The sequence below is a fragment of the Pseudomonas sp. BW7P1 genome, from assembly GCF_024981055.1.
GTDB lineage: Bacteria > Pseudomonadota > Gammaproteobacteria > Pseudomonadales > Pseudomonadaceae > Aquipseudomonas > Aquipseudomonas bananamidigenes.
The window spans coordinates 5209630-5233559 of the sequence record NZ_CP103374.1 but is presented as its reverse complement, the minus strand read 5'-3'; the positions used below and the strand labels follow the sequence as shown (position 1 = coordinate 5233559).

Annotated in this window: 24 protein-coding genes and 1 other RNA gene; 19 read left to right on the top strand and 6 right to left on the bottom strand. The window is 59.5% G+C overall.

Annotation, left to right across the window (positions count from 1 at the left end; all coding sequences use genetic code 11):
- Positions 1-19: 19 nt before the first annotated feature.
- Positions 20-1378: a tryptophan--tRNA ligase gene (locus tag NWV16_RS23520; protein ID WP_260520948.1), complete on the top strand. Its 1359-nt coding sequence runs from the start codon at positions 20-22 to the stop codon at positions 1376-1378.
- Positions 1379-1468: 90 nt separating this feature from the next.
- Positions 1469-2563 (top strand): cell division protein ZapE, encoded by a 1095-nt coding sequence (gene zapE / locus NWV16_RS23515; RefSeq protein ID WP_065261678.1) that lies wholly within the window; start codon positions 1469-1471, stop codon positions 2561-2563.
- Positions 2564-2625: 62 nt separating this feature from the next.
- Here zapE and NWV16_RS23510 read toward each other — a convergent pair whose 3' ends face one another.
- A complete protein-coding gene (locus NWV16_RS23510) occupies positions 2626-3522 on the bottom strand; it encodes a GlxA family transcriptional regulator (protein ID WP_176704507.1) in 897 nt (298 codons plus the stop codon).
- A 246-nt stretch (positions 3523-3768) separates the two neighbouring features.
- On the opposite strand from NWV16_RS23510, the gene NWV16_RS23505 reads away from it, so the two are divergent.
- On the top strand, positions 3769-4905 hold the full coding sequence (locus tag NWV16_RS23505; RefSeq protein ID WP_260520947.1) for an acyl-CoA dehydrogenase family protein: 1137 nt from the start codon (positions 3769-3771) through the stop codon (positions 4903-4905).
- A 105-nt stretch (positions 4906-5010) separates the two neighbouring features.
- On the opposite strand, the gene NWV16_RS23500 is transcribed toward NWV16_RS23505, so the two are convergent.
- On the bottom strand, positions 5011-6051 hold the full coding sequence (locus NWV16_RS23500) for an NADP(H)-dependent aldo-keto reductase (RefSeq protein ID WP_260520946.1): 1041 nt from the start codon (positions 6049-6051) through the stop codon (positions 5011-5013).
- A 244-nt stretch (positions 6052-6295) separates the two neighbouring features.
- Here NWV16_RS23500 and rplM point away from each other — a divergent pair, with 244 nt between their 5' ends.
- The 7 genes from rplM (at position 6296) to NWV16_RS23465 (ending at position 11184) form a co-directional block, all read left to right on the top strand.
- Positions 6296-6724: a 50S ribosomal protein L13 gene (rplM, locus tag NWV16_RS23495; protein ID WP_013789889.1), complete on the top strand. Its 429-nt coding sequence runs from the start codon at positions 6296-6298 to the stop codon at positions 6722-6724.
- A gap of 14 nt (positions 6725-6738) precedes the next feature.
- Positions 6739-7131, top strand: coding sequence for a 30S ribosomal protein S9 (gene rpsI / locus NWV16_RS23490; RefSeq protein ID WP_065261675.1), 393 nt, complete (start codon positions 6739-6741; stop codon positions 7129-7131).
- A 270-nt stretch (positions 7132-7401) separates the two neighbouring features.
- On the top strand, positions 7402-7995 hold the full coding sequence (petA, locus tag NWV16_RS23485) for a ubiquinol-cytochrome c reductase iron-sulfur subunit (protein WP_065261492.1): 594 nt from the start codon (positions 7402-7404) through the stop codon (positions 7993-7995).
- A complete protein-coding gene (locus NWV16_RS23480) occupies positions 7995-9206 on the top strand; it encodes a cytochrome b (RefSeq protein ID WP_065261493.1) in 1212 nt (403 codons plus the stop codon). The genes petA and NWV16_RS23480 overlap by 1 nt, the downstream gene beginning before the upstream one ends.
- Positions 9206-9988, top strand: a complete 783-nt coding sequence (locus tag NWV16_RS23475) for a cytochrome c1 (RefSeq protein WP_065261494.1) — start codon at positions 9206-9208, stop codon at positions 9986-9988. The genes NWV16_RS23480 and NWV16_RS23475 overlap by 1 nt, the downstream gene beginning before the upstream one ends.
- Positions 9989-10136: 148 nt before the next feature.
- Complete coding sequence (locus NWV16_RS23470; protein WP_065261495.1) at positions 10137-10754, top strand: glutathione S-transferase N-terminal domain-containing protein; 618 nt, start codon at positions 10137-10139, stop codon at positions 10752-10754.
- A 16-nt stretch (positions 10755-10770) separates the two neighbouring features.
- On the top strand, positions 10771-11184 hold the full coding sequence (locus NWV16_RS23465) for a ClpXP protease specificity-enhancing factor (protein ID WP_007956787.1): 414 nt from the start codon (positions 10771-10773) through the stop codon (positions 11182-11184).
- Between the two features lie 54 nt (positions 11185-11238).
- On the opposite strand, the gene NWV16_RS23460 is transcribed toward NWV16_RS23465, so the two are convergent.
- The 4 genes from NWV16_RS23460 to NWV16_RS23445 form a co-directional block, all read right to left on the bottom strand.
- A complete protein-coding gene (locus NWV16_RS23460) occupies positions 11239-11817 on the bottom strand; it encodes a BON domain-containing protein (RefSeq protein WP_260520945.1) in 579 nt (192 codons plus the stop codon).
- Entirely contained in the window at positions 11814-12407 is a 594-nt protein-coding gene (locus NWV16_RS23455) for a phosphoheptose isomerase (protein WP_007928463.1), read from the bottom strand. The genes NWV16_RS23460 and NWV16_RS23455 overlap by 4 nt, the downstream gene beginning before the upstream one ends.
- Before the next feature lie 101 nt (positions 12408-12508).
- Positions 12509-12871: a YraN family protein gene (locus tag NWV16_RS23450; RefSeq protein WP_260520944.1), complete on the bottom strand. Its 363-nt coding sequence runs from the start codon at positions 12869-12871 to the stop codon at positions 12509-12511.
- Positions 12871-14682, bottom strand: coding sequence for a penicillin-binding protein activator (locus tag NWV16_RS23445; protein ID WP_260520943.1), 1812 nt, complete (start codon positions 14680-14682; stop codon positions 12871-12873). The genes NWV16_RS23450 and NWV16_RS23445 overlap by 1 nt, the downstream gene beginning before the upstream one ends.
- Positions 14683-14859: 177 nt before the next feature.
- Here NWV16_RS23445 and rsmI point away from each other — a divergent pair, with 177 nt between their 5' ends.
- The 9 genes from rsmI (at position 14860) to mraY (ending at position 23929) form a co-directional block, all read left to right on the top strand.
- The gene (gene rsmI, locus NWV16_RS23440) at positions 14860-15765 is read left to right on the top strand and encodes a 16S rRNA (cytidine(1402)-2'-O)-methyltransferase (RefSeq protein WP_409316147.1); all 906 of its coding nucleotides are present in this window, start codon (positions 14860-14862) and stop codon (positions 15763-15765) included.
- 73 nt (positions 15766-15838) lie between these two features.
- An RNA gene (rnpB, locus tag NWV16_RS23435) (RNase P RNA component class A) lies at positions 15839-16192 on the top strand.
- Positions 16193-16595: 403 nt separating this feature from the next.
- Positions 16596-17051 carry a division/cell wall cluster transcriptional repressor MraZ gene (gene mraZ / locus NWV16_RS23430; protein ID WP_003205355.1) on the top strand — a complete coding sequence of 152 codons (456 nt, stop codon included), beginning with the start codon at positions 16596-16598 and terminating at the stop codon, positions 17049-17051.
- Entirely contained in the window at positions 17048-17995 is a 948-nt protein-coding gene (rsmH, locus tag NWV16_RS23425; RefSeq protein ID WP_409519311.1) for a 16S rRNA (cytosine(1402)-N(4))-methyltransferase RsmH, read from the top strand. The genes mraZ and rsmH overlap by 4 nt, the downstream gene beginning before the upstream one ends.
- Positions 17992-18285 (top strand): cell division protein FtsL, encoded by a 294-nt coding sequence (gene ftsL, locus NWV16_RS23420; RefSeq protein ID WP_003228022.1) that lies wholly within the window; start codon positions 17992-17994, stop codon positions 18283-18285. The genes rsmH and ftsL overlap by 4 nt, the downstream gene beginning before the upstream one ends.
- Positions 18285-20024: a peptidoglycan D,D-transpeptidase FtsI family protein gene (locus NWV16_RS23415; RefSeq protein WP_176704498.1), complete on the top strand. Its 1740-nt coding sequence runs from the start codon at positions 18285-18287 to the stop codon at positions 20022-20024. The genes ftsL and NWV16_RS23415 overlap by 1 nt, the downstream gene beginning before the upstream one ends.
- A complete protein-coding gene (locus tag NWV16_RS23410) occupies positions 20024-21487 on the top strand; it encodes a UDP-N-acetylmuramoyl-L-alanyl-D-glutamate--2,6-diaminopimelate ligase (RefSeq protein ID WP_260520941.1) in 1464 nt (487 codons plus the stop codon). The genes NWV16_RS23415 and NWV16_RS23410 overlap by 1 nt, the downstream gene beginning before the upstream one ends.
- A complete protein-coding gene (gene murF / locus NWV16_RS23405; RefSeq protein WP_260520940.1) occupies positions 21480-22847 on the top strand; it encodes a UDP-N-acetylmuramoyl-tripeptide--D-alanyl-D-alanine ligase in 1368 nt (455 codons plus the stop codon). The genes NWV16_RS23410 and murF overlap by 8 nt, the downstream gene beginning before the upstream one ends.
- On the top strand, positions 22847-23929 hold the full coding sequence (gene mraY, locus NWV16_RS23400; protein ID WP_065261505.1) for a phospho-N-acetylmuramoyl-pentapeptide-transferase: 1083 nt from the start codon (positions 22847-22849) through the stop codon (positions 23927-23929). The genes murF and mraY overlap by 1 nt, the downstream gene beginning before the upstream one ends.
- The last annotated feature ends 1 nt before the right edge of the window (position 23930 follow it).

Sequence of the window (23930 nt, the reverse complement as noted above, 5' to 3'; positions counted from 1 at the left end):
GTCTGACAAGCGATTACCCATGACGAACCGTACCCGCATCCTCACCGGCATCACTACCACCGGTACTCCGCACCTGGGCAACTACGCCGGTGCCATCCGCCCGGCGATCGTCGCCAGCCGTGACACGAACGCCGATTCGTTCTACTTCCTGGCCGACTACCACGCCTTGATCAAGTGCGATGACCCGCTGCGCATCCAGCGCTCGCGTCTGGAAATCGCCGCAACCTGGCTGGCCGGTGGTCTGGATGTGGATCGCGTGACGTTCTATCGCCAGTCCGACATTCCGGAAATCCCCGAGCTGACCTGGCTGCTGACCTGTGTCGCTGCCAAGGGCCTGCTCAATCGCGCGCACGCCTATAAGGCGTCGGTGGACAAAAACATCGAGACCGGCGAAGACCCGGATGCCGGCATCACCATGGGCCTGTACAGCTACCCGGTGCTGATGGCGGCGGACATCCTGATGTTCAACGCGCACAAGGTGCCGGTCGGCCGTGACCAGATCCAGCACGTGGAAATGGCCCGTGACATCGGCCAGCGTTTCAACCATCTGTTCGGCCAGGGCAAGGAGTTCTTCACCATGCCCGAAGCGCTGATCGAGGAAAGCGTCGCCACGTTGCCGGGGCTGGACGGTCGCAAGATGTCCAAGAGCTACGACAACACCATTCCACTGTTCTCCAGTGCCAAGGACATGAAGGACGCGATCTCGCGCATCGTTACCGACTCCCGTGCGCCGGGCGAAGCGAAGGATCCGGACAATTCGCACCTGTTCACCCTGTTCCAGGCGTTCGCCACACCGGCGCAGGCCGACGAGTTCCGCAGCGAGCTGCTGGGCGGACTGGGTTGGGGCGAGGCGAAGAACCGCCTGTTCCAATTGCTGGACAACGAACTGGGCGAGTCTCGCGAGCGTTACCAGCAATTGATCGAGCGTCCGGCGGATCTGGAAGACATCCTGCAGCACGGTGCGAAAAAGGCCCGTGCGGTCGCCACTCCGTTCCTCAACGAGTTGCGTGAAGCGGTCGGCCTGCGTTCGTTCGTCAATCAGGTGCAAGTGGCTGCCACCACCAAAAAGAAAGCTGCGAAAGCCGCACGTTTCGTCAGCTTCCGCGAAGACGACGGCAGCTTCCGTTTCCGCCTTCTTTCGGCTGATGGCGAGGAAATGATGTGCTCGCTGGGTTTCGAGGATGGCAAGTCGGCGGGCGCGGTCGTCAAATCCCTGCAATCGGGTCTTGCGTATGACATCCAGGACGAGCGCAACACGAGCTTCTCTGTCTGGGTGAATCGCGAACATGTTGCGAATGGCCCGGTGTTCGCAGACAGTGATGCTCGAAATGCAGCGATCAAAGCGCTGCGGATCGCTCTGACACCGGTTCAGGAATAATCAACGGGCCGGCCCGACCAAGGGCCGATTGCCATTCCCACGGGCCATCGCTACAGTGACGGCCCGTTTTTGTTGCCTTGCTAACGAATTATGACGCCCCTAGAACGATATCAAGCTGATCTGAAACGCCCGGACTTCTTCCATGACGCCGCGCAGGAAACCGCCGTGCGTCATCTGCAACGCCTGTACGACGATCTGATCGCGGCCGAGCAGAACAAGCCGGGTTTGCTGGGCAAGCTGTTTGGCAAAAAGGATCAGACGCCGGTCAAGGGCCTGTATTTCTGGGGCGGCGTGGGTCGTGGCAAAACCTATCTGGTGGATACCTTCTTCGAAGCCCTGCCATTCAAGGAAAAGACCCGTACCCACTTCCACCGCTTCATGAAGCGTGTGCACGAAGAGATGAAGACCCTCGGCGGCGAGAAAAATCCGCTGACCATCATCGCCAAGCGTTTTGCGGCGGAGTCGCGGGTCATCTGCTTCGATGAATTCTTCGTCTCCGACATCACCGACGCCATGATCCTCGGCACGCTGATGGAAGAACTGTTCAAGAATGGCGTGACCCTGGTCGCCACTTCGAACATCGTGCCGGACGGGCTGTACAAGGATGGCCTGCAGCGCGCGCGTTTCCTGCCGGCCATTGCGCTGATCAAGCAGAACACCGAGATCGTCAACGTCGACAGCGGCGTCGATTACCGTCTGCGTCATCTCGAACAGGCGGAGCTGTTCCACTTTCCGCTCAATGAAGCGGCCCACGAAAGCCTGCGCAAGAGCTTCCGTGCGCTGACGCCTGAATGCACGGCGGCCGTGGAAAACGATGTGCTGATCATCGAGAACCGCGAAATCCGCGCCCTGCGTACTTGCGATGACGTGGCCTGGTTCGACTTCCGCGAACTGTGCGATGGCCCGCGCAGCCAGAACGATTACATCGAGATAGGCAAGATCTTCCACGCCGTGCTGCTCAGCGGCGTAGAACAGATGAGCGTCACCACCGACGACATCGCCCGACGCTTCATCAACATGGTCGATGAGTTCTACGACCGTAACGTCAAGCTGATCATTTCTGCCGAAGTCGAGTTGAAAGACCTGTACACCGGCGGGCGCCTGACGTTCGAGTTCCAGCGGACCCTCAGCCGTCTGCTGGAGATGCAATCTCACGAATTCCTGTCCCGGGCACACAAGCCTTGAGCGGATTCGGCAAATAAAAAGGGCCTGCAGATGCAGGCCCTTTTTTGTGTCTGGTCGAATCGTCAGGCCGCTTGCTGGAACTGCTGTCGATACTGGTTCGGCGACAGTTCGGTGTGCTGACGGAACAGGCGTGCGAAGAAGCTCGCATCGTCGTAGCCCACTTCGTAGCTGATGGTCTTGATGCTCTTGCGGCTGCCGGACAACAGGCCTTTGGCCGTTTCGATGCGCAGTCGTTGCAGGTAGTGCAGCGGCTTGTCACCGGTGGCGGTCTGGAAGCGGCGCATGAAATTGCGGATGCTCATGCCGTGCTCGCGGGCCACGTCCTCGAAACGGAACTTGTCGGCGAAATGCTCTTCGAGCCAGTGCTGGATCTGCAGGATGATCACGTCCTGGTGCAACTTCTGGCCACCAAAACCGATGCGGCCCGGTGAGTAACTGCGCTGGACTTCATAAAGAATGTCGCGGGCCACGGCCTGGGCTACGTTGGCACCGCAGAAACGCTCGATCAGATAGATATAAAGATCGCAGGCCGACGTCGTGCCACCGGCGCAATACAGATTGTCTGCATCGGTCAGGTGCTTGTCCTGGTTGAGGTAAACCTGCGGAAAACGCTCGGCAAAGGCATTGAAGAAGCGCCAGTAAGTGGTCGCCTCCTTGCCATTGAGCAACCCGGCCTCGGCGAGCCAGAACACTCCGGTGGCCTCGCCGCAGAGCACGGCGCCGCGTGCATGTTGCTCACGCAGCCAGGGCAGGATCTGTGGATAACGCTGGCTCAGGGTGTCGAAGTCGTCCCAGAAGGCCGGAAGGATGATGACATCGGTGTTTTCCAGGCCGCCGTCCACCGGCATGACCACGTCACTGAAGCTGTTCACCGGTTTGCCGTCGGGGCTGACCAGGCGGGTTTCGAATGCCGGAGTCAGACCCTGGCCCAGTTGTTTGCCATAACGCAGGCTGGCCAGGTGGAAGAAATCCTTGGCTTGCATGAGGGTGGAAGCGAAAACCCGGTCGATCGCCAGGATGCTGACGCGCCGCAAGGGCGTGGAGACTTGCTTGGACATAATTCATCTTTTGTTTTTATAAGGGAAAGTGGTCACCAGACGGCTGGATCGTCTTATTTTTTGTCGGATGTGTCCAGTGTCCTGTATCGGGTGTGCGGCTTAGTCTCTGAAGGTCTGATCCCTCCAATTCATAAGAAAAGGTGTCGCATGATCCCCAGAACCCTGTTCAGCTCCGAGCACGAATTGTTCCGCGACAGCGTGCGGACTTTCCTTGAAAAAGAGGCCGTGCCGTTCCACGGGCAATGGGAAAAGCAAGGCTACATCGACCGCAAACTGTGGAACAAGGCAGGGGAGGCGGGAATGCTCTGCTCGCACCTGCCGGAGGAGTACGGCGGGCTGGGAGCGGATTTCCTGTACAGCGCCGTAGTGATCGAGGAAGTGGGGCGATTGGGTTTGACCGGAATCGGCTTCTCGCTGCATTCGGACATCGTTGCGCCTTACATCCTGCACTACGGCAGCGAAGCGCTGAAGCAGAAATACCTGCCGAAGCTGGTGTCCGGCGAAATGGTCAGCGCTATCGCAATGACCGAGCCTGGCGCCGGTTCCGACCTGCAAGGTGTCAAGACCACGGCGGTGCTGGATGGCGACGAATATGTGATCAACGGCTCGAAGACTTTCATCACCAACGGTTTTCTGGCTGATCTGGTGATCGTGGTTGCCAAGACCGACCCCAAAGCCGGTGCCAAGGGCACCAGTCTGTTTCTGGTAGAGGCGGGCACCCCGGGCTTCGACAAGGGTAAACGTCTGGAAAAGGTCGGAATGAAGGCACAGGACACGTCGGAATTGTTCTTCCAGGACGTGCGTGTGCCAAAGGAAAACCTGTTGGGCCAGGCCGGCGCCGGGTTTGCCTACCTGATGCAGGAGTTGCCACAGGAGCGTCTGACCGTGGCGATTGGCGGTTTGGCTTCAGCCGAAGCGGCGCTGCAGTGGACGCTGGATTACACCCGTGACCGCAAGGCGTTCGGCAAGGCCATCGCCGACTTCCAGAACACGCGCTTCAAACTGGCAGAAATGGCCACGGAGATTCAGATTGGCCGGGTGTTCGTCGACCGCTGTCTGGAACTGCACCTTCAGGGCAAGCTGGATGTGCCGACGGCGGCAATGGCCAAATACTGGGGCACCGACCTGCAATGCAAGGTGCTCGACGAGTGCGTGCAGCTGCATGGCGGGTACGGTTTCATGTGGGAATACCCGGTGGCCCGTGCCTGGGCGGATGCACGGGTGCAGCGGATCTATGCCGGCACCAACGAAATCATGAAAGAAATCATTGCGCGGTCGCTTTGAGTTTTGCAGTGAGTTGACTGGCCCCTTCGCGAGCAGGCTCGCTCCCACAAGGATCACGCTGTACCTGTGGGAGCGAGCCTGCTCGCGAAGCTTTTTAGCGGCTGATCACGGTGCCGGGTTCGGGTGATCCTTGTGAATCGCCTCGATGCCTGTCAGCACTTCGTCCGAGAGGTTCAGATAGTAACTGGCGATGTTACTGTCCAGTTGCTCCAGGGTTGTCGCACCGATGATGTTGCTGGTGACGAACGGTTGCTGGTTGACGAAGGCCAGAGCCATTTGCGCCGGGTCCAGGCCATGTTCCCGGGCCAGTGCCACATAACGGCTGCAGGCTGCTTCCGATTGCGGATTGAAATAGCGGCTGAAGCGGCTGTAGAGGCTCAGGCGGCCTTTCGGTGGACGGGCGCCGCCCTCGTACTTGCCCGACAGAAAGCCGAATGCCAGTGGCGAGTAGGCGAGCAGACCGCACTGTTCGCGAATCGCGATTTCCGCCAGGCCGATTTCGAAACTGCGGTTGAGCAGGTTGTACGGATTCTGGATCGACACCGCGCGTGGCCAGCCACGAGCTTCGGCCAGGGCCAGAAAACGCATGGTGCCCCACGGCGTTTCGTTGGACAGGCCGATATGGCGGATCTTGCCGGCCTTCACTTGCTCATCGAGCGCTTCGAGTGTGTCTTCGAGTGGCGTGAGGTTGGCTTCGGTCTTGTGCTTGTAGCCCAGTTGTCCGAAAAAGTTGGTGCTGCGCTCCGGCCAGTGCAACTGATACAGGTCGATGTAATCGGTCTGCAGGCGCTTGAGGCTGGCGTCCACTGCTTCGGTGATGTGCTGGCGGTTATGGCGCAGGTTGCGGTCGCGGATGTAGTCGATGGTGTTGCCGGGGCCGGCGATCTTGCTGGCGAGGATCCAGTCGGCGCGGTCGCCGCGGCTCTTGAAGTAATTGCCGATGTAACGTTCGGTGGTGGCGTAGGTTTCGGCTTTCGGCGGCACCGGGTACATCTCGGCGGTGTCGATGAAATTGATCCCGGCGCCCTTGGCTCTCTCGATCTGCGCGAAGGCTTCGGCTTCGGTGTTTTGCTCGCCCCAGGTCATGGTGCCGAGGCAGATTGCACTCACGTTCAGGTCGGTGCGGCCTAGCTGGCGATAGTCCATCGGGTGCTCCTTGGGCAAAGCAATCATAAAAGCAGGTTGAATATTTTTTCGCAATCTGGATAATTGCCGACCTCTTTCTGCAGTGGAAGTGATGCCCCGCCGCCGAAGAATCTTGCCGTTGAACGGACGCGCCGACCCGAGCCCCCGAAAGCGTCTGTATCCGGCTGCCTTTGACTTGTCAAAGTACGCACTATTCAGTAAGATCCGCCGTCTTATTTACAGGCGGCCCCTGAGGCTATAAAGAATGAAAACTTTTACTGCTAAACCGGAAACAGTAAAGCGCGACTGGTTTGTCGTCGACGCTGCTGGTCAGACCCTGGGTCGTCTGGCCACCGAAATCGCGAGCCGTCTGCGTGGCAAGCACAAGCCTGAGTACACCCCTCACGTTGACACCGGCGACTACATCGTCGTGATCAATGCTGAACAAGTACGTGTTACCGGTGCCAAAACCAGCGACAAAATGTACTACTCCCACTCCGGTTTCCCGGGCGGTATCAAGTCGATCAACTTTGAAAAGCTGATCGCCAAGGCCCCTGAGCGCGTGATCGAGACCGCGGTTAAAGGCATGCTGCCTAAGAACCCGCTGGGTCGCGACATGTACCGTAAGCTGAAAGTCTATGCGGGCGCTGCACACCCTCATACTGCTCAGCAGCCCCAAGAACTGAAGATTTAACGGAATAGTTCATTATGTCGGCGACTCAAAATTACGGCACTGGCCGTCGCAAGACCGCAACCGCACGCGTTTTCCTGCGTCCGGGTACTGGTAACATCTCCATCAACAACCGTTCGCTGGAAACCTTCTTCGGCCGCGAAACTGCCCGCATGGTAGTTCGTCAGCCGCTGGAGCTGACCGAGACTGTCGAGAAGTTCGACATCTACGTCACCGTGATCGGTGGTGGTGTAAGTGGTCAGGCTGGCGCAATCCGCCACGGCATCACTCGCGCTCTGATGGACTACGACGAAACCCTGCGTAGCGCTCTGCGCAAAGCTGGCTATGTCACTCGCGACGCCCGTGAAGTTGAACGTAAGAAAGTGGGTCTGCGTAAAGCGCGTAAGCGTCCGCAGTACTCGAAGCGTTAATTTCGCTTCCACGTTCAAAAAAGAACGCCCGATTCCTCACGGAACCGGGCGTTTTTTTATGCGTGCGATTTCTCGAATAATTGCGCTGTGACAACTTGCCACATTCGTAGACCCCCTATACTACAAGGCTTGAGGGCCAGCCCTCCGGGTAATTACCTTGTCAGAATTGGGGGTTTTCATTACCATTCGGCAAAATTTTTATAAGTACATTGTTTCATATTTAGTAGATGCCTGATTTAACAGGCCACAAAGCTGATGGGAGAGGACTGAATGAGCAATGACGGCGTGAATGCAGGCCGGCGTCGCTTCCTGGTAGCGGCCACATCCGTGGTGGGTGCTGCAGGAGCGGTGGGGGCTGCGGTCCCGTTCGTGGGGTCATGGTTTCCCAGTGCCAAGGCAAAAGCTGCCGGCGCACCGGTGAAAGTGAATGTCAGCAAAATCGAGCCCGGACAGCAGATGATTGCTGAATGGCGCGGCCAGCCGGTATTCATAGTTCGCCGTACCGCGGAAATCCTGGGGAATCTCAAGAAGATCGAAGGCCAGCTCTCCGATCCGACCTCCAAAAACTCTACGCAACCCACCTATGTCGACCCTGAAGTACGTTCGATCAAGCCGGAGATTCTGCTGCTGATCGGGATCTGTACGCACCTGGGTTGCTCACCGACCTTCCGTCCCGAAGTGGCGCCCGCGGATCTGGGCAAAGACTGGGTAGGTGGCTATTTCTGCCCTTGCCACGGTTCCCATTACGATCTGGCTGGCCGCGTCTACAAGTCGCAACCTGCGCCTTTGAACCTGCCAGTACCCCCGCATTCCTATGAGTCCGATGATCTGATTGTCATTGGCGTCGATACGGAGAAAGCGTGATGAGCAAGTTCATGGATTGGGTCGATGCGCGCTTCCCCGCCACGAAGATGTGGGAAGACCATCTCAGCAAGTATTACGCTCCAAAAAACTTCAATTTTTTCTATTTCTTCGGCTCGCTGGCGCTGCTCGTTCTGGTCAATCAGATCGTCACCGGTGTCTGGCTGACCATGAGTTACACCCCTTCGGCGGAAGAGGCGTTTGCCTCTGTCGAATACATCATGCGCGACGTCGAGTACGGCTCGATCCTGCGTCTGCTCCATTCCACCGGCGCTTCGGCGTTCTTTATCGTGGTTTATCTGCACATGTTCCGTGGTCTGCTCTACGGTTCGTACCAGAAACCCCGTGAGCTGGTGTGGGTGTTCGGCATGCTGATCTACCTGGCGCTGATGGCCGAAGCCTTCATGGGATATCTGCTGCCATGGGGTCAAATGTCTTACTGGGGCGCCCAGGTGATCATCTCGCTGTTCGGCGCGATTCCGGTCATCGGCAACGACCTGACCCAGTGGATTCGTGGTGACTACCTGATTTCCGGGATTACCCTGAACCGCTTCTTCGCCCTGCACGTGGTCGCTCTGCCGATCGTGATCCTGGGTCTGGTAGTGCTGCACATTCTGGCGCTGCACGAAGTGGGTTCGAACAACCCGGACGGTGTGGACATCAAGAAGCACAAGGATGAAAACGGTGTTCCGCTGGACGGCATCGCGTTCCATCCGTACTACACCGTGAAAGACATTGTCGGTGTCGTGGTGTTCCTGTTCATCTTCTGTTTCATTGTGTTCTTCTTCCCGGAAATGGGCGGCTACTTCCTCGAAAAACCAAACTTCGAACAGGCCAACCCGTTCAAGACGCCGGAACACATCGCGCCGGTCTGGTACTTCACGCCGTTCTACGCGATCTTGCGTGCGGTTCCTGACAAGCTCATGGGTGTTATCGCCATGGGGGCGGCCATTGCAGTGCTGTTTGTCCTGCCATGGCTCGACCGCAGTCCGGTCAAGTCGATGCGTTACAAAGGCTGGATGAGCAAAATCTGGCTGGTGGTGTTCTGCATTTCCTTCGTGATCCTCGGCATTCTGGGGGTTCTGGCTCCGACGCCGGAGCGCACGCTGGTGTCGCAGATCTGCACCTTCCTGTACTTCGCCTACTTCATTCTGATGCCGTTCTACACCAGGCTCGAGAAGACCAAACCGGTTCCGGAAAGGGTGACTGGCTGATGAAAAAGTTATTTTTTGCTCTGATTTTTGCTGCTCTGCCTGTGCTGTCTTTCGCTGCCGAACATGGTGGCCCTGAACTGGAAAAAGTCGACATCGACGTTTCCGACAAGGCCGCCCTGCAGGATGGTGCACGCACTTTTGCGAACTATTGCATGGGTTGCCACAGCGCCAAATTCCAGCGTTACGAGCGCGTTGCCGATGACCTCGGTATTCCGCACGAAATGATGCTGGAGAAGCTGGTGTTCACCGGTGCCAAGATCGGTGATCACATGAGCATCGGCATGCAGCCGGCAGACGCCAAGACCTGGTTTGGCGCCGCCCCGCCGGACCTGACTCTGGTGGCTCGGGTACGCGGTACCGACTGGCTTTATGGTTATCTGCGTTCGTTCTATGAAGATCCGGCGCGTCCATGGGGCGTGAACAACAAGGTCTTCCCGAATGTCGGCATGCCTAACGTGCTGGTCGGCCTGCAGGGTCGTCAGGTCGTGGGTTGCAAACAGGTGCAGATCGTCGAGGATGGCAAGAAGCAATTCGATCCGCTGACCGGTACGCCGTTGACTCATGAAGCTTGCGATCAACTGACCATCGTGCCGAAAACCGGCACCTTGAACGAAGAGCAGTTCGATGAAAAGGTCAAGAATCTGGTAACCTTCCTGGCTTACTCGGCTAACCCGGTTAAGCTGCAACATCAGCGCATCGGTACTTATGTCTTGCTGTACCTGGCGTTCTTCTTTGTGTTCGCCTACCTGCTCAAGCGTGAATACTGGAAAGACGTGCACTGATAACGCTTCAAGCAATTGCTGTTAATCGCGCGCGCCCAAGGGCGCCTCTGAAAACGCAACGTCTGCACAGCCAGGTGTTGCGGGAGGCGCCCTCTGGGCGCGCGCGTTTTTCCGGCTCCGATCATTTCAACAAGCGAGGAGGATCGCCATGGGCGTGACCAATCGGTTGGCCTGTTACTCCGACCCCGCCGACCACTATTCCCACCGGGTGCGCATTGTGCTTGCTGAGAAGGGTGTAAGCGCCGAAATCATTTTTGTGGAGGCTGGTCGCCAGCCGCCTAAACTGATTGAGGTGAACCCTTATGGCAGTCTTCCGACACTGGTCGATCGCGACCTGGCGTTGTGGGAGTCGACCGTGGTGATGGAGTACCTGGATGAGCGTTACCCGCATCCGCCATTGATGCCTGTGTACCCGGTGGCGCGTGCCAACAGTCGTCTGTTGATGCATCGCATTCAGCGCGACTGGTGTGGTCTGGTGGACCTGATTCTGGATTCGCGAACCAAGGAGGCGGCTCGTGCCGTGGCGCGCAAGGAGTTGCGCGAAAGCCTGACGGGTGTGTCGCCGTTGTTCGCCGACAAGCCGTTTTTCCTCAGTGAGGAACAAAGTCTGGTGGATTGCTGCCTATTGCCAATACTCTGGCGTTTGCCGATTCTGGGTATAGAACTGCCGCGGCCGGCCAAGCCGCTGCTTGATTATATGGAGCGTCAATTTGCGCGCGAGGCTTTCCAGGCGAGTCTGTCTGGCGTCGAACGCGATATGCGCTAAGGCTTAAGGAGCCGCTATGAACTCCAGTCGACCTTATCTGGTCCGCGCGCTCTACGAGTGGATTGTGGATAACGATTGCACCCCGCACATGCTGGTCAATTCCGAATACCCGGCGGTGCAGGTGCCGCAGGGTTTTGCCAGTGATGGACAAATTGTCCTGAATATTTCACCAAGTGCCGTGCGACATCTGCACATGGACAACGACGTCGTGACCTTCGAAGGTCGCTTCGGTGGCGTTCCGCACAGTCTGTATGTACCGATTGCCGCGATCCTGGGTATTTACGCCCGGGAGAACGGTCAGGGCATGGTGTTCGATCTGGAGTCGCCGATGGATGACGAAGACGAGATCGAGCAGGATGACGATGTTCCGCCACCAGACAGCGAGCCACCGCGCCCTAGCGGTCGACCCAGCCTGAAAGTGGTGAAGTAATAAAAAAAAGGCGATCCCGACCGGATCGCCTTTTTTGTGCCTGCAGGTTTTGTGTCAATCGATGTATTCGAACAGCTTCACGATCTTCTGCACGCCGGATACACCCTGTACCAGATTGGCAGCCTGGGTGGCCTCCTGTCTGGTCAGCAGGCCCAGCAGATAAACGATACCGTTCTCGGTCACAACCTTGATGCGTGAGCCTGGAATGCTGGCGTCGGTGAGCATCTGGGTTTTGATCTTGGTTGTCAGCCAAGCGTCGTTCTGACGGGCGAGGAAGCTCGAAGGTGCAATCACTTGCAGCTCGTTGTGCACTTTCTTCACGCGTTGCACGTTGGCGGCAGCCTGCTCGGCCTTGGCCTTGAGGTCCTCGCGAGGTGTCTGGCCGGCGAGCAGGACGACACCATTGAAGCTGGTGACAACGATGTGTGAGTCGTTGTCCAGAGCCGGATCGGCCTTGGCCACGTTGACGCCGACTTTGGTTTCGATCAGCGAGTCGTCAATTTTGCTGCCGAAGGTGCGGGTGCCGCGATCGTCTTCGATCGGTGCTTCGCGGCTGGCGTTCACCACCGAGGTGCAGCCGGTTATGCCGAGGCAAAGGGTCAAGGCCAGAAGGCCAAGGCGATTAGGGGTCATTCTTCACTCCCGAACAGTTGGCTGTCGATCAGATCGCAGAGGCAATGGATCGCCAGCAAGTGGACTTCCTGAATACGCGCAGTGACGTTGGCCGGTACGCGGATTTCGACGTCTTCAGGCAGCAGCAGCGAAGCCATTCCGCCGCCGTCGCGTCCGGTCAAGGCTACGACAATCATTTCGCGATCATGTGCGGCCTGGATCGCTTGAATAATGTTCGCCGAGTTACCGCTGGTCGAAATCGCCAGCAGCACATCACCCGGTTGGCCGAGTGCGCGTATCTGCTTGGAGAACACTTCGTTGTAGCTGTAATCGTTGGCGATCGAAGTGATGGTCGAGCTGTCGGTGGTCAGGGCGATGGCCGGCAGGCTCGGGCGCTCGCGCTCGAAGCGGTTGAGCAGTTCCGAAGAAAAGTGCTGGGCATCGCCGGCCGAGCCGCCGTTGCCGCACGAGAGCATTTTTCCCTCGTTGAGCAGGGCGTTGACCATTACCTGGCTGGCTTGCTCGATGTGCGGTGCAAGTACGTCCATCGCCTGTTGCTTGGTGTCGATACTGGCCTGGAAAAGCTGGCGAATTCGGGATTGCATGTCCATCTGTGTGACCTTAATTGGCGCGGCTGTCCGGCACATGAATGTGCAGCCCGCAAAGCAAAGAGCAAAAGTGTTGAGTGAAAGTGTCTGTTGGATGCAGGCAGTCAAGTGTCGAACGCATTCTGCAACCAGTTCAACTGATCCTGATGGCTGTCGATGGCCACCACGTCGAAGCGGCAAGGGGAATTTGCCCAACGCGACTCGTGCTGAAGAAAATATTGTGCGGCAAAAATCAGTTTCTGCCGTTTGCGCCCGTCGATACTGGCGAGCGCGCCACCCCATTGAGTGTTCTTTCGATAACGTACTTCGACGAATACTACTGTATCGCCATCGAGCATGACCAGATCAAGCTCGCCGCGTTTGCATGTCCAGTTCTGCGCCAGTAGGCGCAGACCCTGGTGTTGCAGATGCTCGAGCGCCTGGCGCTCGGCATCCTTGCCGCTTTGCAGGTGTGACCTGTCAGGCATCAGCGCGGAGTGTCCGGCAGACGCTGGATCTGGCCGCTGACAAACTGTGCCCATGGCAACTGGCGCACGACGCGTTGGCTCTGGGTCATGCCCAGGCTGCCCGACAGGCCTTCGATGCGACTGTCCGGCAAGGTCTTGAGCTGGCTCAGGCGTGGGGCCAGGCGATAGGCATCCGCGCCCATCGCATACAGGCGACCGAGGCTGCCGGAGGCTTGCGGCCATTGTGCGGTGACCTGTTTGCGCAGCGGATCATTGGCATCCAGCAGCCATGGGGTTTCGCAAAAGCGTACGCCGTTCATGTCGTTGTACTGGTTCACGTCGCCGCTGGCGCTGAACACGTGGGAGGTGGCGTAGACCGGCACGTCGCCGGCGTACTGGAAGTTCAGGGTCGGCTTGATCTGCTGGGCCTGTTGAGGGGTTGCGGCGAGGAAGATGAACTCGATGTCCTGGCGACGCGAAGGCTGTGCGGCGACGTTGGTGCCGGCAGCATTCTGCAGGCTCTTGGCGCGGGCTTCGCTCTGGCGCAGCTGGAACATGTCGGCGATCTGCTGGGCCAGCTGCACGGGCTGGTCGACGCGCTCGGTGGCGACAATGCTGCCGCCGTTGGCTTGCCAGTCCTGGCTGAATGCACGCAGGACGCGGTCACCCCATTCGCCTTTCGGCACCATGATCGCGGCGCGGTGCAGGCCGTCGGCGCGGGCACGACGGGAGACTTCGCGGGCTTCGTCTTCAGCGGCGAGGCCGAACTGGAACAGTTGCGCCGGGCCCTGGTCGCCTTCGCTGTAGTTCAGCGCCAGAGTGGTGATCGGCAGTTGCGGGCGGGTGCTCAGCTGTTTGACCAGCGGTTTTTCCAGTGGCCCGACGACCAGTTGCACGCCGTCTGCCTGGGCCTTGCGATAGAACTCGTCCATGCTGGTCAGGTGCGAGCTGTCGTAGAACACGATGGCCGGTGGTTTCTGCCCGGCTTGCTGGGCTTGGTAGTGCGCGGCCATGAAGCCGTCACGCAGAGCCTTGCCAACCGAGGCCAGCTGGCCGTCCTGTGGCAGCAGCAGGGCGATCTTGCTCAGAGGCTGGCTGGCCAGCTCCTTGAGCTTGGTCAGTGGCAGCGGCAGGTTGATGGCGGCCGGATGTTTCGGGTGCTGCGAACGCCAATCGTCGATGGCGGCCTGTTGCTGTTCCAGGGTGCCGGCGGTTTTCACGGCCAGGGCCAGGCTCATCCAGCCTGCGAGGTCGTCGGTCCCGTTGGGTTGCAATTGGTCGGTCGGCAGCGAGGCGATCAGGGTCCAGATGGCTTCGTGGTTCTTGCTGGCGGCTTCGCCTTCGAGCATCGGTGCGATGAAGATGCGTTCGCGAGCGGCAGCCAATGTCTGGCCATCGGCTTCGAGAGCACGGGCGTGAACCGTGCCGGCGCGAACCTGCAGCGGAATCGACATTTCACTCAGGCGTTGCAGGCTTGGGTGATTCAGGGCTGCCAGCGCGGCTTTCGGCTGGTTGCGGGTCATCGCCAGTTCGGCGGACAGGGTACTGGCGAAGGCCTGCTGACCTGGCTGGAGTTGCTCCATCGGCACTTGTTGCAGGATCTGCGCGGACTGTCCGGCATTGCCCTGACGGTAAGCCAGGTCTGCGGCGCTCAGGCGCAGCAGTGCAGCCTTGTCCGGCGATTTGGCCTGGGCGGCCTGTTCGAGCAGTTGCTCGATGCTGGCATCCGGTGTCCGTGGAAGTTCGCCAAGGCTGGAGGAAGGGGAGCTGGCGCAGGCCGCCAGCAAGGCAGCGAGGCAGAGGGCAGTGAACAGCCGCAGGCAAGCGATCATGTAAGTGTTCCTGATACTCGATCAAATTAGCGTCGAATTGTACCCAAGCGCTGGCCGGGGCGCGATGTTGCTGGTGTGAAACCGTCAATTTAGCTGATGTAAATGTTGCACGACCGCACAATGGTGCGACAAACCGTGTCTGTCGCGATCGCATCGCCGGTCGTACGACGCGCTACAATGGCGGCTTTTACCGATCATGAGGTGTGCGCTTTGACTGCTCCAGGTGCTTTGAATTCCGCTGCGGGCTCGCTTTATGTGGTGGCGACGCCCATCGGCAACCTGGATGACATCAGCGCCCGGGCGTTGAAAATCCTGCGCGAGGTCGCACTGATCGCTGCAGAGGATACCCGCCATTCCCAGCGCCTGATGCAGCATTTCGGCATCAGCACGCCGCTGGCGGCCTGTCATGAGCACAACGAGCGTGATGAAGGGAGTCGTTTCATCACGCGTCTGCTGGCCGGCGATAACGTGGCGCTGATTTCCGACGCCGGTACGCCGCTGATTTCCGATCCGGGTTATCACCTGGTGCGCCAGGCGCGCGCCGCCGGGATCAATGTGGTGCCGGTGCCGGGAGCCTGTGCATTGATCGCAGCGTTGTCGGCAGCGGGGCTGCCTTCTGACCGCTTCATCTTTGAGGGCTTTTTGCCGGCCAAGGCTGTTGGCCGCAAGGCGCGCCTGGAAGCCATCAAGGAAGAGCCGCGCACGCTGATCTTCTACGAGGCACCACATCGTATTCTCGAGTGCCTGCAGGATATGGAAACCGTGTTTGGTGCAGATCGCCCGGCATTGCTCGCCCGGGAAATCACCAAGACCTTTGAAACGCTCAAGGGCCTGCCGCTGGCCGAGTTGCGTGCGTTCGTCGAGGCGGATGGCAATCAGCAGCGTGGCGAGTGTGTTGTGGTGGTGGCTGGCTGGACCGCGCCGGAATCCGAAGACGCCGTCAGCAGCGAGGCCATGCGCATCCTCAATTTGTTGCTCGAAGAGATGCCGCTCAAGCGTGCGGCGGCGCTGGCGGCGCAAATCACCGGTGAGCGCAAAAACGTGTTGTATCAGGTTGCGCTGGATCAGCAAAAAGACACGTAACCGGTCGCGCAGAGCCGTTCGCGGGCTATTAGCGCTTGTTCTTCGGCCGCTCTGCCGTTAACCTGCGCGGCGGAGAGTCGATCGGACAGTCGCTGCCCCCTATGAAAATTAGGGGGGGGAGGAAAGTCCGGGCTCCATAGGGCGAAGTGCCAGGTAATGCCTGGGAGGCGTGAGCCTACGGAAAGTGCCACAGAAAATAACCGCCTAAGTGCTTCGGCACCGGTAAGGGTGAAAAGGTGCGGTAAGAGCGCACCGCACGTCTGGCAACAGTTCGTGGCTAGGTAAACCCCACTTGGAGCAAGACCAAATAGGGTCCCAAGGCGTGGCCCGCGCTGGGACCGGGTAGGTTGCTAAAGATGTCCAGTGATGGCCATCGTAGACGAATGACTGTTCAAGACAGAACCCGGCTTACAGATCGACTCTCCACCTTTTTCTTTTCCCTGCTTGAATTAAAGACGACAGGGCTGTTTATTATCAGCAGGCCTGCGCTGGAATTCCGGCAGCGGCAACCGCAGTAATAGCCATTTCCCACCTTGCTTCAATCAACAGCAGAAGCGCTTTTGTAATACCGAAAAAATCTTACTCTTAACAAATTACTTTAACTTTCGGGCGCAGCTCTCAGTGCTGTCTCAAGTTATTGGATAAAAGCATCCGCCGGATTCTCGTTGCTCCTCCTCTTATGCTCCTAAATCTCCGTTCTGTAAGGGTTTTCCTTTGATCCGCGCCTTGACGGTGTGGTGGGCGCATTCCTATAGTGTGCGCAAGTGGCGGAAAGTGGCATGAAGTGGGTTTTTTGAGCTCAAAACGATAAAAATTGGAGAAACGCTGACGTGTTTCGCGGAGCTAACGCTATCAGTCTCGACGCAAAGGGCCGTCTCGCCATGCCGAGCCGGTACCGTGACGAGCTCGTTTCGCGTAGTTCCGGCCAGTTGATCGTGACCATCGATGCCGTTGATCCGTGCCTGTGTGTCTACCCGCTCGATGAGTGGGAAATTATTGAAACCAAGTTGCGCGCGCTTCCTTCGCTCCGCGAAGAGAACCGTCGTCTGCAGCGTTTATTGATTGGTAACGCCGTCGACCTCGAACTCGACGGCAGTGGTCGTTTTCTGGTTCCGCCGCGCCTGCGCGAATACGCAAAGCTGGACAAGCGCGCGATGCTGGTCGGTCAACTGAACAAGTTCCAACTGTGGGACGAAGATGCCTGGAATGCGGTTTCTGCCGCTGACCTGGCTGCCATACAACAACCGGGCGCCATGCCTGACGAACTGCGTGATCTGATCCTGTGACTATTGATAGCGGCTTTAACCACATCACCGTACTGCTTGACGAAGCCGTCGAGGCTCTCGCCGTACGTCCTGATGGCTGCTATCTGGATGGTACGTTCGGACGCGGCGGGCACAGCCGGCTGATTCTCAGCAAGCTCGGACCGGATGGTCGGCTCATCGGGTTCGACAAGGATCCTCAAGCGATTGCTACCGGGCAAACGCTAGCGGCCGAAGACGGCCGCTTTGTCGTTGTGCAGCGCAGCTTTGCCGAACTCGGCTCGGAAGTTGCCGAGCGCGGTCTGGCCGGCAAGGTCAGCGGCATTCTGCTCGATCTCGGCGTTTCTTCGCCGCAGCTTGACGATGCCGAGCGCGGTTTCAGCTTCCTCAATGACGGTCCGCTGGACATGCGCATGGATCCGTCTCGTGGGATCAGCGCAGCCGAGTTCGTCAATACCGCGCCGGTGGAAGAAATCGCCCGGGTATTCAAGGAGTATGGTGAGGAGCGCTTCTCCGGTCGCATGGCGCGTGCCGTGGTCGAGCGCCGTGACATCACCCCGTTCGAGCGCACCGCCGACCTGGCCGAAGTCCTGAAAGTCGCCAACCCGGCGTGGGAAAAAGGCAAGAACCCGGCCACCCGCGCATTCCAGGGCCTGCGCATTCACGTCAACAACGAACTGGGCGATCTGGAGGCGGGTCTTGAAGCCGCGCTGGACTGCCTGGAAGTGGGCGGCCGTCTGGTCGTGATCAGCTTCCACTCGCTGGAAGACCGCATCGTCAAACTGTTCATGCGCAAGCTGGTGAAAGGCGAAGCCGACAATCTGCCACGCAACCTGCCGGTTCGCCACGTTGCCTTCGAACCGAAAATCAAGATCCATGGCAAGGCGCAAACGGCCTCGGACGCCGAACTCAAGGCCAACCCTCGTTCTCGTAGCGCCGTCATGCGCGTCGCGGAGAAACTCCGGTGAGCAAGCTTTTCGCCAAGCCACTGCCCGGCGGCAGCTTCATCATGCTGCTGCTCTTCATCGGCGTGCTCGTGTCGGCCATCGGCGTTTCCTATAGCGCTCACTGGAACCGGCAGTTGCTCAACACCCTTTACAACGAACTCAGCGTGCGCGACAAGGCGCAGGCCGAGTGGGGTCGCCTGATTCTCGAGCAAAGCACCTGGACCGCCCACAGCCGGATCGAAGTGCTGGCCACCGAACAACTGAAGATGCACATCCCCGGCGCGGCTGACGTGAAGATGGTGGCGCCATGATGAAACTCGAAGGGGCACTGTTCCCGTGGCGCTTCCGTCTGGTGGTCGGTCTGCTGGGCATGATGGTGGCCGCGATCTGCTGGCGAATCATCGACCTGCAGGTGATCGACCGTGACTTCCTCAAGGGCCAGGGCGATGCGCGCAGCGTTCGTCATATTCCGATTCCGGCGCACCGTGGCCTGATCACCGATCGCAATGGCGAGCCTCTGGCAGTGAGTACGCCGGTGACCACGTTGTGGGCCAACGCCAAGGAAATGCAACTGGCCAAGGAAAAATGGCCGGCACTGGCAGCCGCGCTGGGGCAGGATCCGAAAGCCCTGGCCGAACGTCTCGAAGCCCAGGCCAACAAGGAATTCATTTATCTGGTGCGCGGGCTGACCCCCGAGCAGGGCCAGGCCGTGCTCGACCTGAAAGTGCCGGGCGTCTATGGCATCGAAGAATTCCGCCGGTTCTATCCGGCCGGTGAGGTCACCGCGCACATGGTCGGGTTTACCGATATTGACGACCATGGCCGCGAAGGCGTCGAACTGGCCTATGACGAGTGGCTGGCCGGCGTACCCGGCAAGCGACAGGTCATCAAGGATCGGCGCGGTCGGCTGATCAAGGATGTCCAGGTCACCAAGAACGCCAAGGCCGGCAAGCCCTTGGCGTTGTCCATTGACCTGCGCCTGCAATACCTGGCCAACCGCGAACTGCGCAACGCGATCATCGAGAACGGCGCGAAGGCCGGCAGTCTGGTGATCATGGATGTGAAAACCGGCGAGATCCTCGCCATGGTCAACCAGCCGACCTACAACCCGAACAACCGTCGCAACCTGCAGCCGGCGATGATGCGTAACCGCGCAATGATCGACGTGTTCGAGCCGGGCTCGACCATGAAGGCGATCTCGATGAGCGCCGCGATCGAGACCGGGCGCTGGAAACCGAGCGACACCGTCGAGGTGTATCCGGGCTCCCTGCAGATCGGCAAATACACCATCAAGGACGTATCCAAGACCGAAGGTCCGGTGCTTGACCTGACCGGAATTCTGATCAATTCCAGTAACGTTGGCATGAGCAAGGTCGCATTCGACATTGGTGGCGAAACCATTTTCCGTCTCGCACAGAAAGTCGGCCTAGGGCAGGACACCGGTCTCGGCTTCCCGGGCGAACGTGTCGGCAACCTGCCGAACTACCGCGAGTGGCGCAAGGCTGAAACCGCAACGCTGTCCTACGGCTACGGTGTTTCGGTCACCGCGATTCAGCTGGTGCACGCGTTCTCGGCGCTGGCCAACAACGGTCGTCTCGCGCCGCTGACACTGATCAAAACCGACAAGGCGCCGCAGACCACTCAGGTGCTGCCGGAAGCTGTGGCGAAAACCATGCAAGGCATGCTGCAACAGGTGATCGAAGCGCCACGCGGCGTATTCCGTGCGCAGGTGCCGGCCTATCACGTGGCCGGCAAGTCGGGTACGGCGCGCAAGACCTCGGTCGGCACCAAGGGCTATGCCGAAAACTCCTATCGCTCGCTGTTCGCCGGTTTCGGCCCGATGAGCGATCCGCGTTACGCCATCGTTGTCGTGATCGATGAGCCGACCAAGGCCGGTTACTTCGGTGGTCTGGTATCGGCGCCGGTGTTCAGCCGTGTGATGTCCGGCACCCTGCGCCTGATGAACATCACCCCGGACAACCTGCCGACCACCCAACAAGCCAACGCCACCCCGGTCGTTCCGCTGAAAGCCAATGGAGGGCGCGGCTGATGTCTCTGAGTCTGAACAAGATTTTCCCCCACGCCGGCCACGATCTGCTGATCCGTGAGTTGGCTCTCGACAGCCGCAACGTGCGCGCAGGTGACCTGTTCCTCGCGGTGCCGGGCGGCAAGTTCGATGGCCGTGCACACATTGCCGATGCGCTGGCGCGTGGCGCAGCGGCGGTCGCTTACGAAGTGGAAGGCGCCACCGTGCTGCCGATCACTGATGTGCCGCTGATTCCGGTCAAGGGCCTGGCAGCGCAGCTGTCGGATATCGCCGGTCGTTTTTACGGTGAACCCAGCCATCATCTGAATCTGGTGGGCGTCACCGGCACCAACGGCAAGACCAGCGTGACCCAATTGGTGGCTCAGGCGCTGGATCTTCTCGGCCAGCATTGCGGCATCGTCGGTACTCTCGGCTCCGGCTTTCATGGCTCGCTGCAGAGTGGAATGCACACCACACCGAATCCGATTGCGATGCAGGCGACGCTGGGCGACCTGAAAAAGGCCGGTGCCAAAGCCGTGGCCATGGAAGTCTCGTCCCACGGTCTGGATCAGGGGCGGGTCACCGCGCTGGCGTTTGATGTGGCGGTGATGACCAACCTGTCCCGTGATCATCTCGATTACCACGGCACCATGGAGGCGTACGCAGCGGCCAAGGCCAAGCTCTTCGCCTGGAATGACCTGAAGTGCCGTGTCGTCAATCTGGACGACGATTTCGGCCGGCAACTGGCCGCTGAAAAGCGTGAGTCGCGCCTGATCACTTACAGCCTGCTCGACAGCAGCGCTTATCTGTATGTTCGTGAAGCGCAGTTCGACGACCATGGCGTGCGTGCCACGCTGGTCACGCCCCAGGGCGAACATCATCTGCGCAGCACGCTGCTGGGGCGTTTCAACCTGAGCAACGTACTGGCTGCTGTCGGTGCATTGCTGGGGCTGGATTACGCCCTCGACGAAATCCTCGACGTGCTGCCGAAACTCGAAGGCCCGGCCGGACGCATGCAGCGTCTTGGCGGTGGCACACAACCTCTGGTGGTGGTCGATTACGCCCACACGCCGGATGCGCTGGAAAAAGTCCTGACCGCACTGCGCCCGCACGTCAAAGGCCGGTTGCTGTGCCTGTTCGGCTGTGGCGGTGATCGTGATCGCGGCAAGCGTCCGTTGATGGCCGAAGTGGTCGAGCGTCTGGCCGATCGCGTGCTGGTCACTGATGACAATCCACGCACCGAAGATCCAGCCGTCATTTTTGAAGACATTCGCACCGGCTTCACGGCTGTGGATAACGTGACATTCGTGGCCGGTCGTGGCCAGGCCATCGCGCAACTGATCGCCAGCGCATCGGCCGATGACGTGGTTGTCCTGGCCGGCAAGGGGCACGAGGACTATCAGGAAATCAACGGCGTTCGCCACGCCTTCTCTGATCTGGTCGAGGCCGATCATGCCCTGACCGCCTGGGAGGTTGCCCATGCTTAAGGCCCTGAAACTCAGTGAGCTGACCAATGCTCTCGACGCACGACTGATCAGCGCGGACGCCAGTTTTGACGGCGTGAGCATCGACAGCCGTGCCATCAAGGCCGGCCAGCTGTTTATCGCCCTGACCGGCCCGCGTTTCGACGGTCATGATTATCTGAATGAGGTCGCCACCAAAGGCGCGGTCGCTGCACTGGTCGAACGCGAAGTCGGCGACAGTACACTGCCGCAGCTGCTGGTCAAGGACACCCGTCAGGCCCTCGGCCAGTTGGGGGCGTTGAACCGTGCTGCGTTCACTCGGCCGGTCGCGGCGATCACCGGCTCCAGCGGCAAGACAACGGTCAAGGAAATGCTCGCCAGCATCCTGCGCACCCGCGGTGCCGTGCTCGCCACTCGTGGCAACCTGAACAACGATCTGGGCGCACCGTTGACCCTGCTCGAGCTGGCTCCGGAACATACGGCGGCCGTGATCGAACTGGGCGCCTCGCGTCTGGGCGAAATCGCCTACACCGTCGGCCTGACCCGGCCGCACGTGGCGATTCTGAACAATGCCGGCACTGCACACGTCGGTGAGTTCGGCGGTCCGGAAAAAATCGTCGAGGCCAAAGGCGAGATCATCGATGGTCTGGCGGCGGATGGTATTGCCGTATTGAACTTCGACGACAAGGCCTTCGGTATCTGGAAGACCCGCGCCGGCGCACGCAAAGTGCTGACCTTCTCCCTGAGCAATCCCCAGGCAGATTTTTACGCCAGCGACCTGAGCACCGACGCCCGTGGTTGCCCGTCCTTCAACCTGCATACACCTGAAGGTGTCGAGCCTGTTCAGTTGAACCTGCTGGGCACGCACAACGTCGCCAATGCCATGGCCGCCGCTGCAGCCGCTCACGCTCTGGGCGTGTCGCTGTTCGGCATCGTCACCGGGCTTGGCGCGGTCCAGCCGGTCAAGGGACGCACCGTTGCGCAACTGGCGAAAAACGGTATGCGCGTGATTGATGACACTTACAACGCGAACCCCACCTCCATGTGCGCGGCCGTTGATATACTCGCCGGCTTTTCCGGCCGCACCGTTCTGGTGCTCGGGGATATCGGCGAGTTGGGCGACTGGGCGGAGCAGGGGCACCGCGACGTGGGCGAATACGCCCGGGGCAAGGTTTCCGCGCTTTACGCTGTCGGGCCGAACATGGTCCACGCCGTGAACGCATTCGGCAAAGAGGCGCATCACTTCGGCACGCAGGCCGAACTGATCCAGGCCCTGGGCGCCGAACAGGACAAAAACACCACCATTTTGATCAAGGGTTCGCGCAGCGCGGCGATGGAAAACATCGTTGCGGCCCTGTGCGGGACCAGTCTGGAGAAACATTAATGCTGCTGCTGCTAGCGGAGTATCTGCAACAGTTCTACAAAGGCTTCGCGGTCTTCCAGTACCTGACCCTGCGCGGGATTCTCGGTGTGCTGACCGCGCTGGTCCTGTCGCTGTGCTACGGCCCGTGGATGATCCGCACCCTGCAGAACCGTCAGATCGGTCAAGCCGTCCGTAACGACGGCCCGCAATCGCACCTGTCCAAATCCGGTACGCCGACCATGGGTGGCGCACTGATTCTGTCGTCCATCGGTGTCAGTACCCTGTTGTGGGCTGACCTGAGCAATCGTTATGTATGGGTCGTGCTGCTGGTGACCCTGCTGTTCGGCGCCATCGGCTGGGTCGATGACTACCGCAAGGTGATCGAGAAGAACTCCCGTGGCCTGCCAAGTCGCTGGAAATATTTCTGGCAATCGGTGTTTGGCCTCGGCGCGGCGATCTTCCTTTATATGACTGCCGCCACGCCGGTGGAGACCACCCTGATCCTGCCGATGCTCAAGGACTACAGCATTCCGCTGGGCGCCGCTTTCATCGTGCTGACCTACTTCGTGATCGTCGGCTCGAGCAACGCGGTCAACCTGACCGACGGCCTCGACGGTCTGGCGATCATGCCGACGGTGATGGTCGGCGGTGGCCTGGGGATCTTCTGCTATCTGTCGGGTAACGTGAAATTCGCTGAATACCTGTTGATCCCGTACGTACCGGGCGCAGGCGAGCTGATCGTGTTCTGCGGCGCGCTGATCGGTGCGGGTCTGGGCTTCCTGTGGTTCAACACCTATCCGGCGCAAGTCTTCATGGGCGACGTCGGCGCACTGGCGTTGGGCGCAGCCCTGGGCACCATCGCGGTGATCGTCCGTCAGGAAATCGTCCTGTTCATCATGGGCGGTGTGTTCGTGATGGAAACCCTGTCAGTCGTCATTCAGGTGGCGTCCTTCAAACTGACCGGTCGCCGTGTGTTCCGCATGGCGCCGATCCACCACCACTTTGAACTCAAGGGCTGGCCCGAGCCGCGCGTGATCGTCCGTTTCTGGATCATCACCGTGATTCTCGTGCTGATCGGCCTTGCCACCCTGAAGCTGAGGTAGA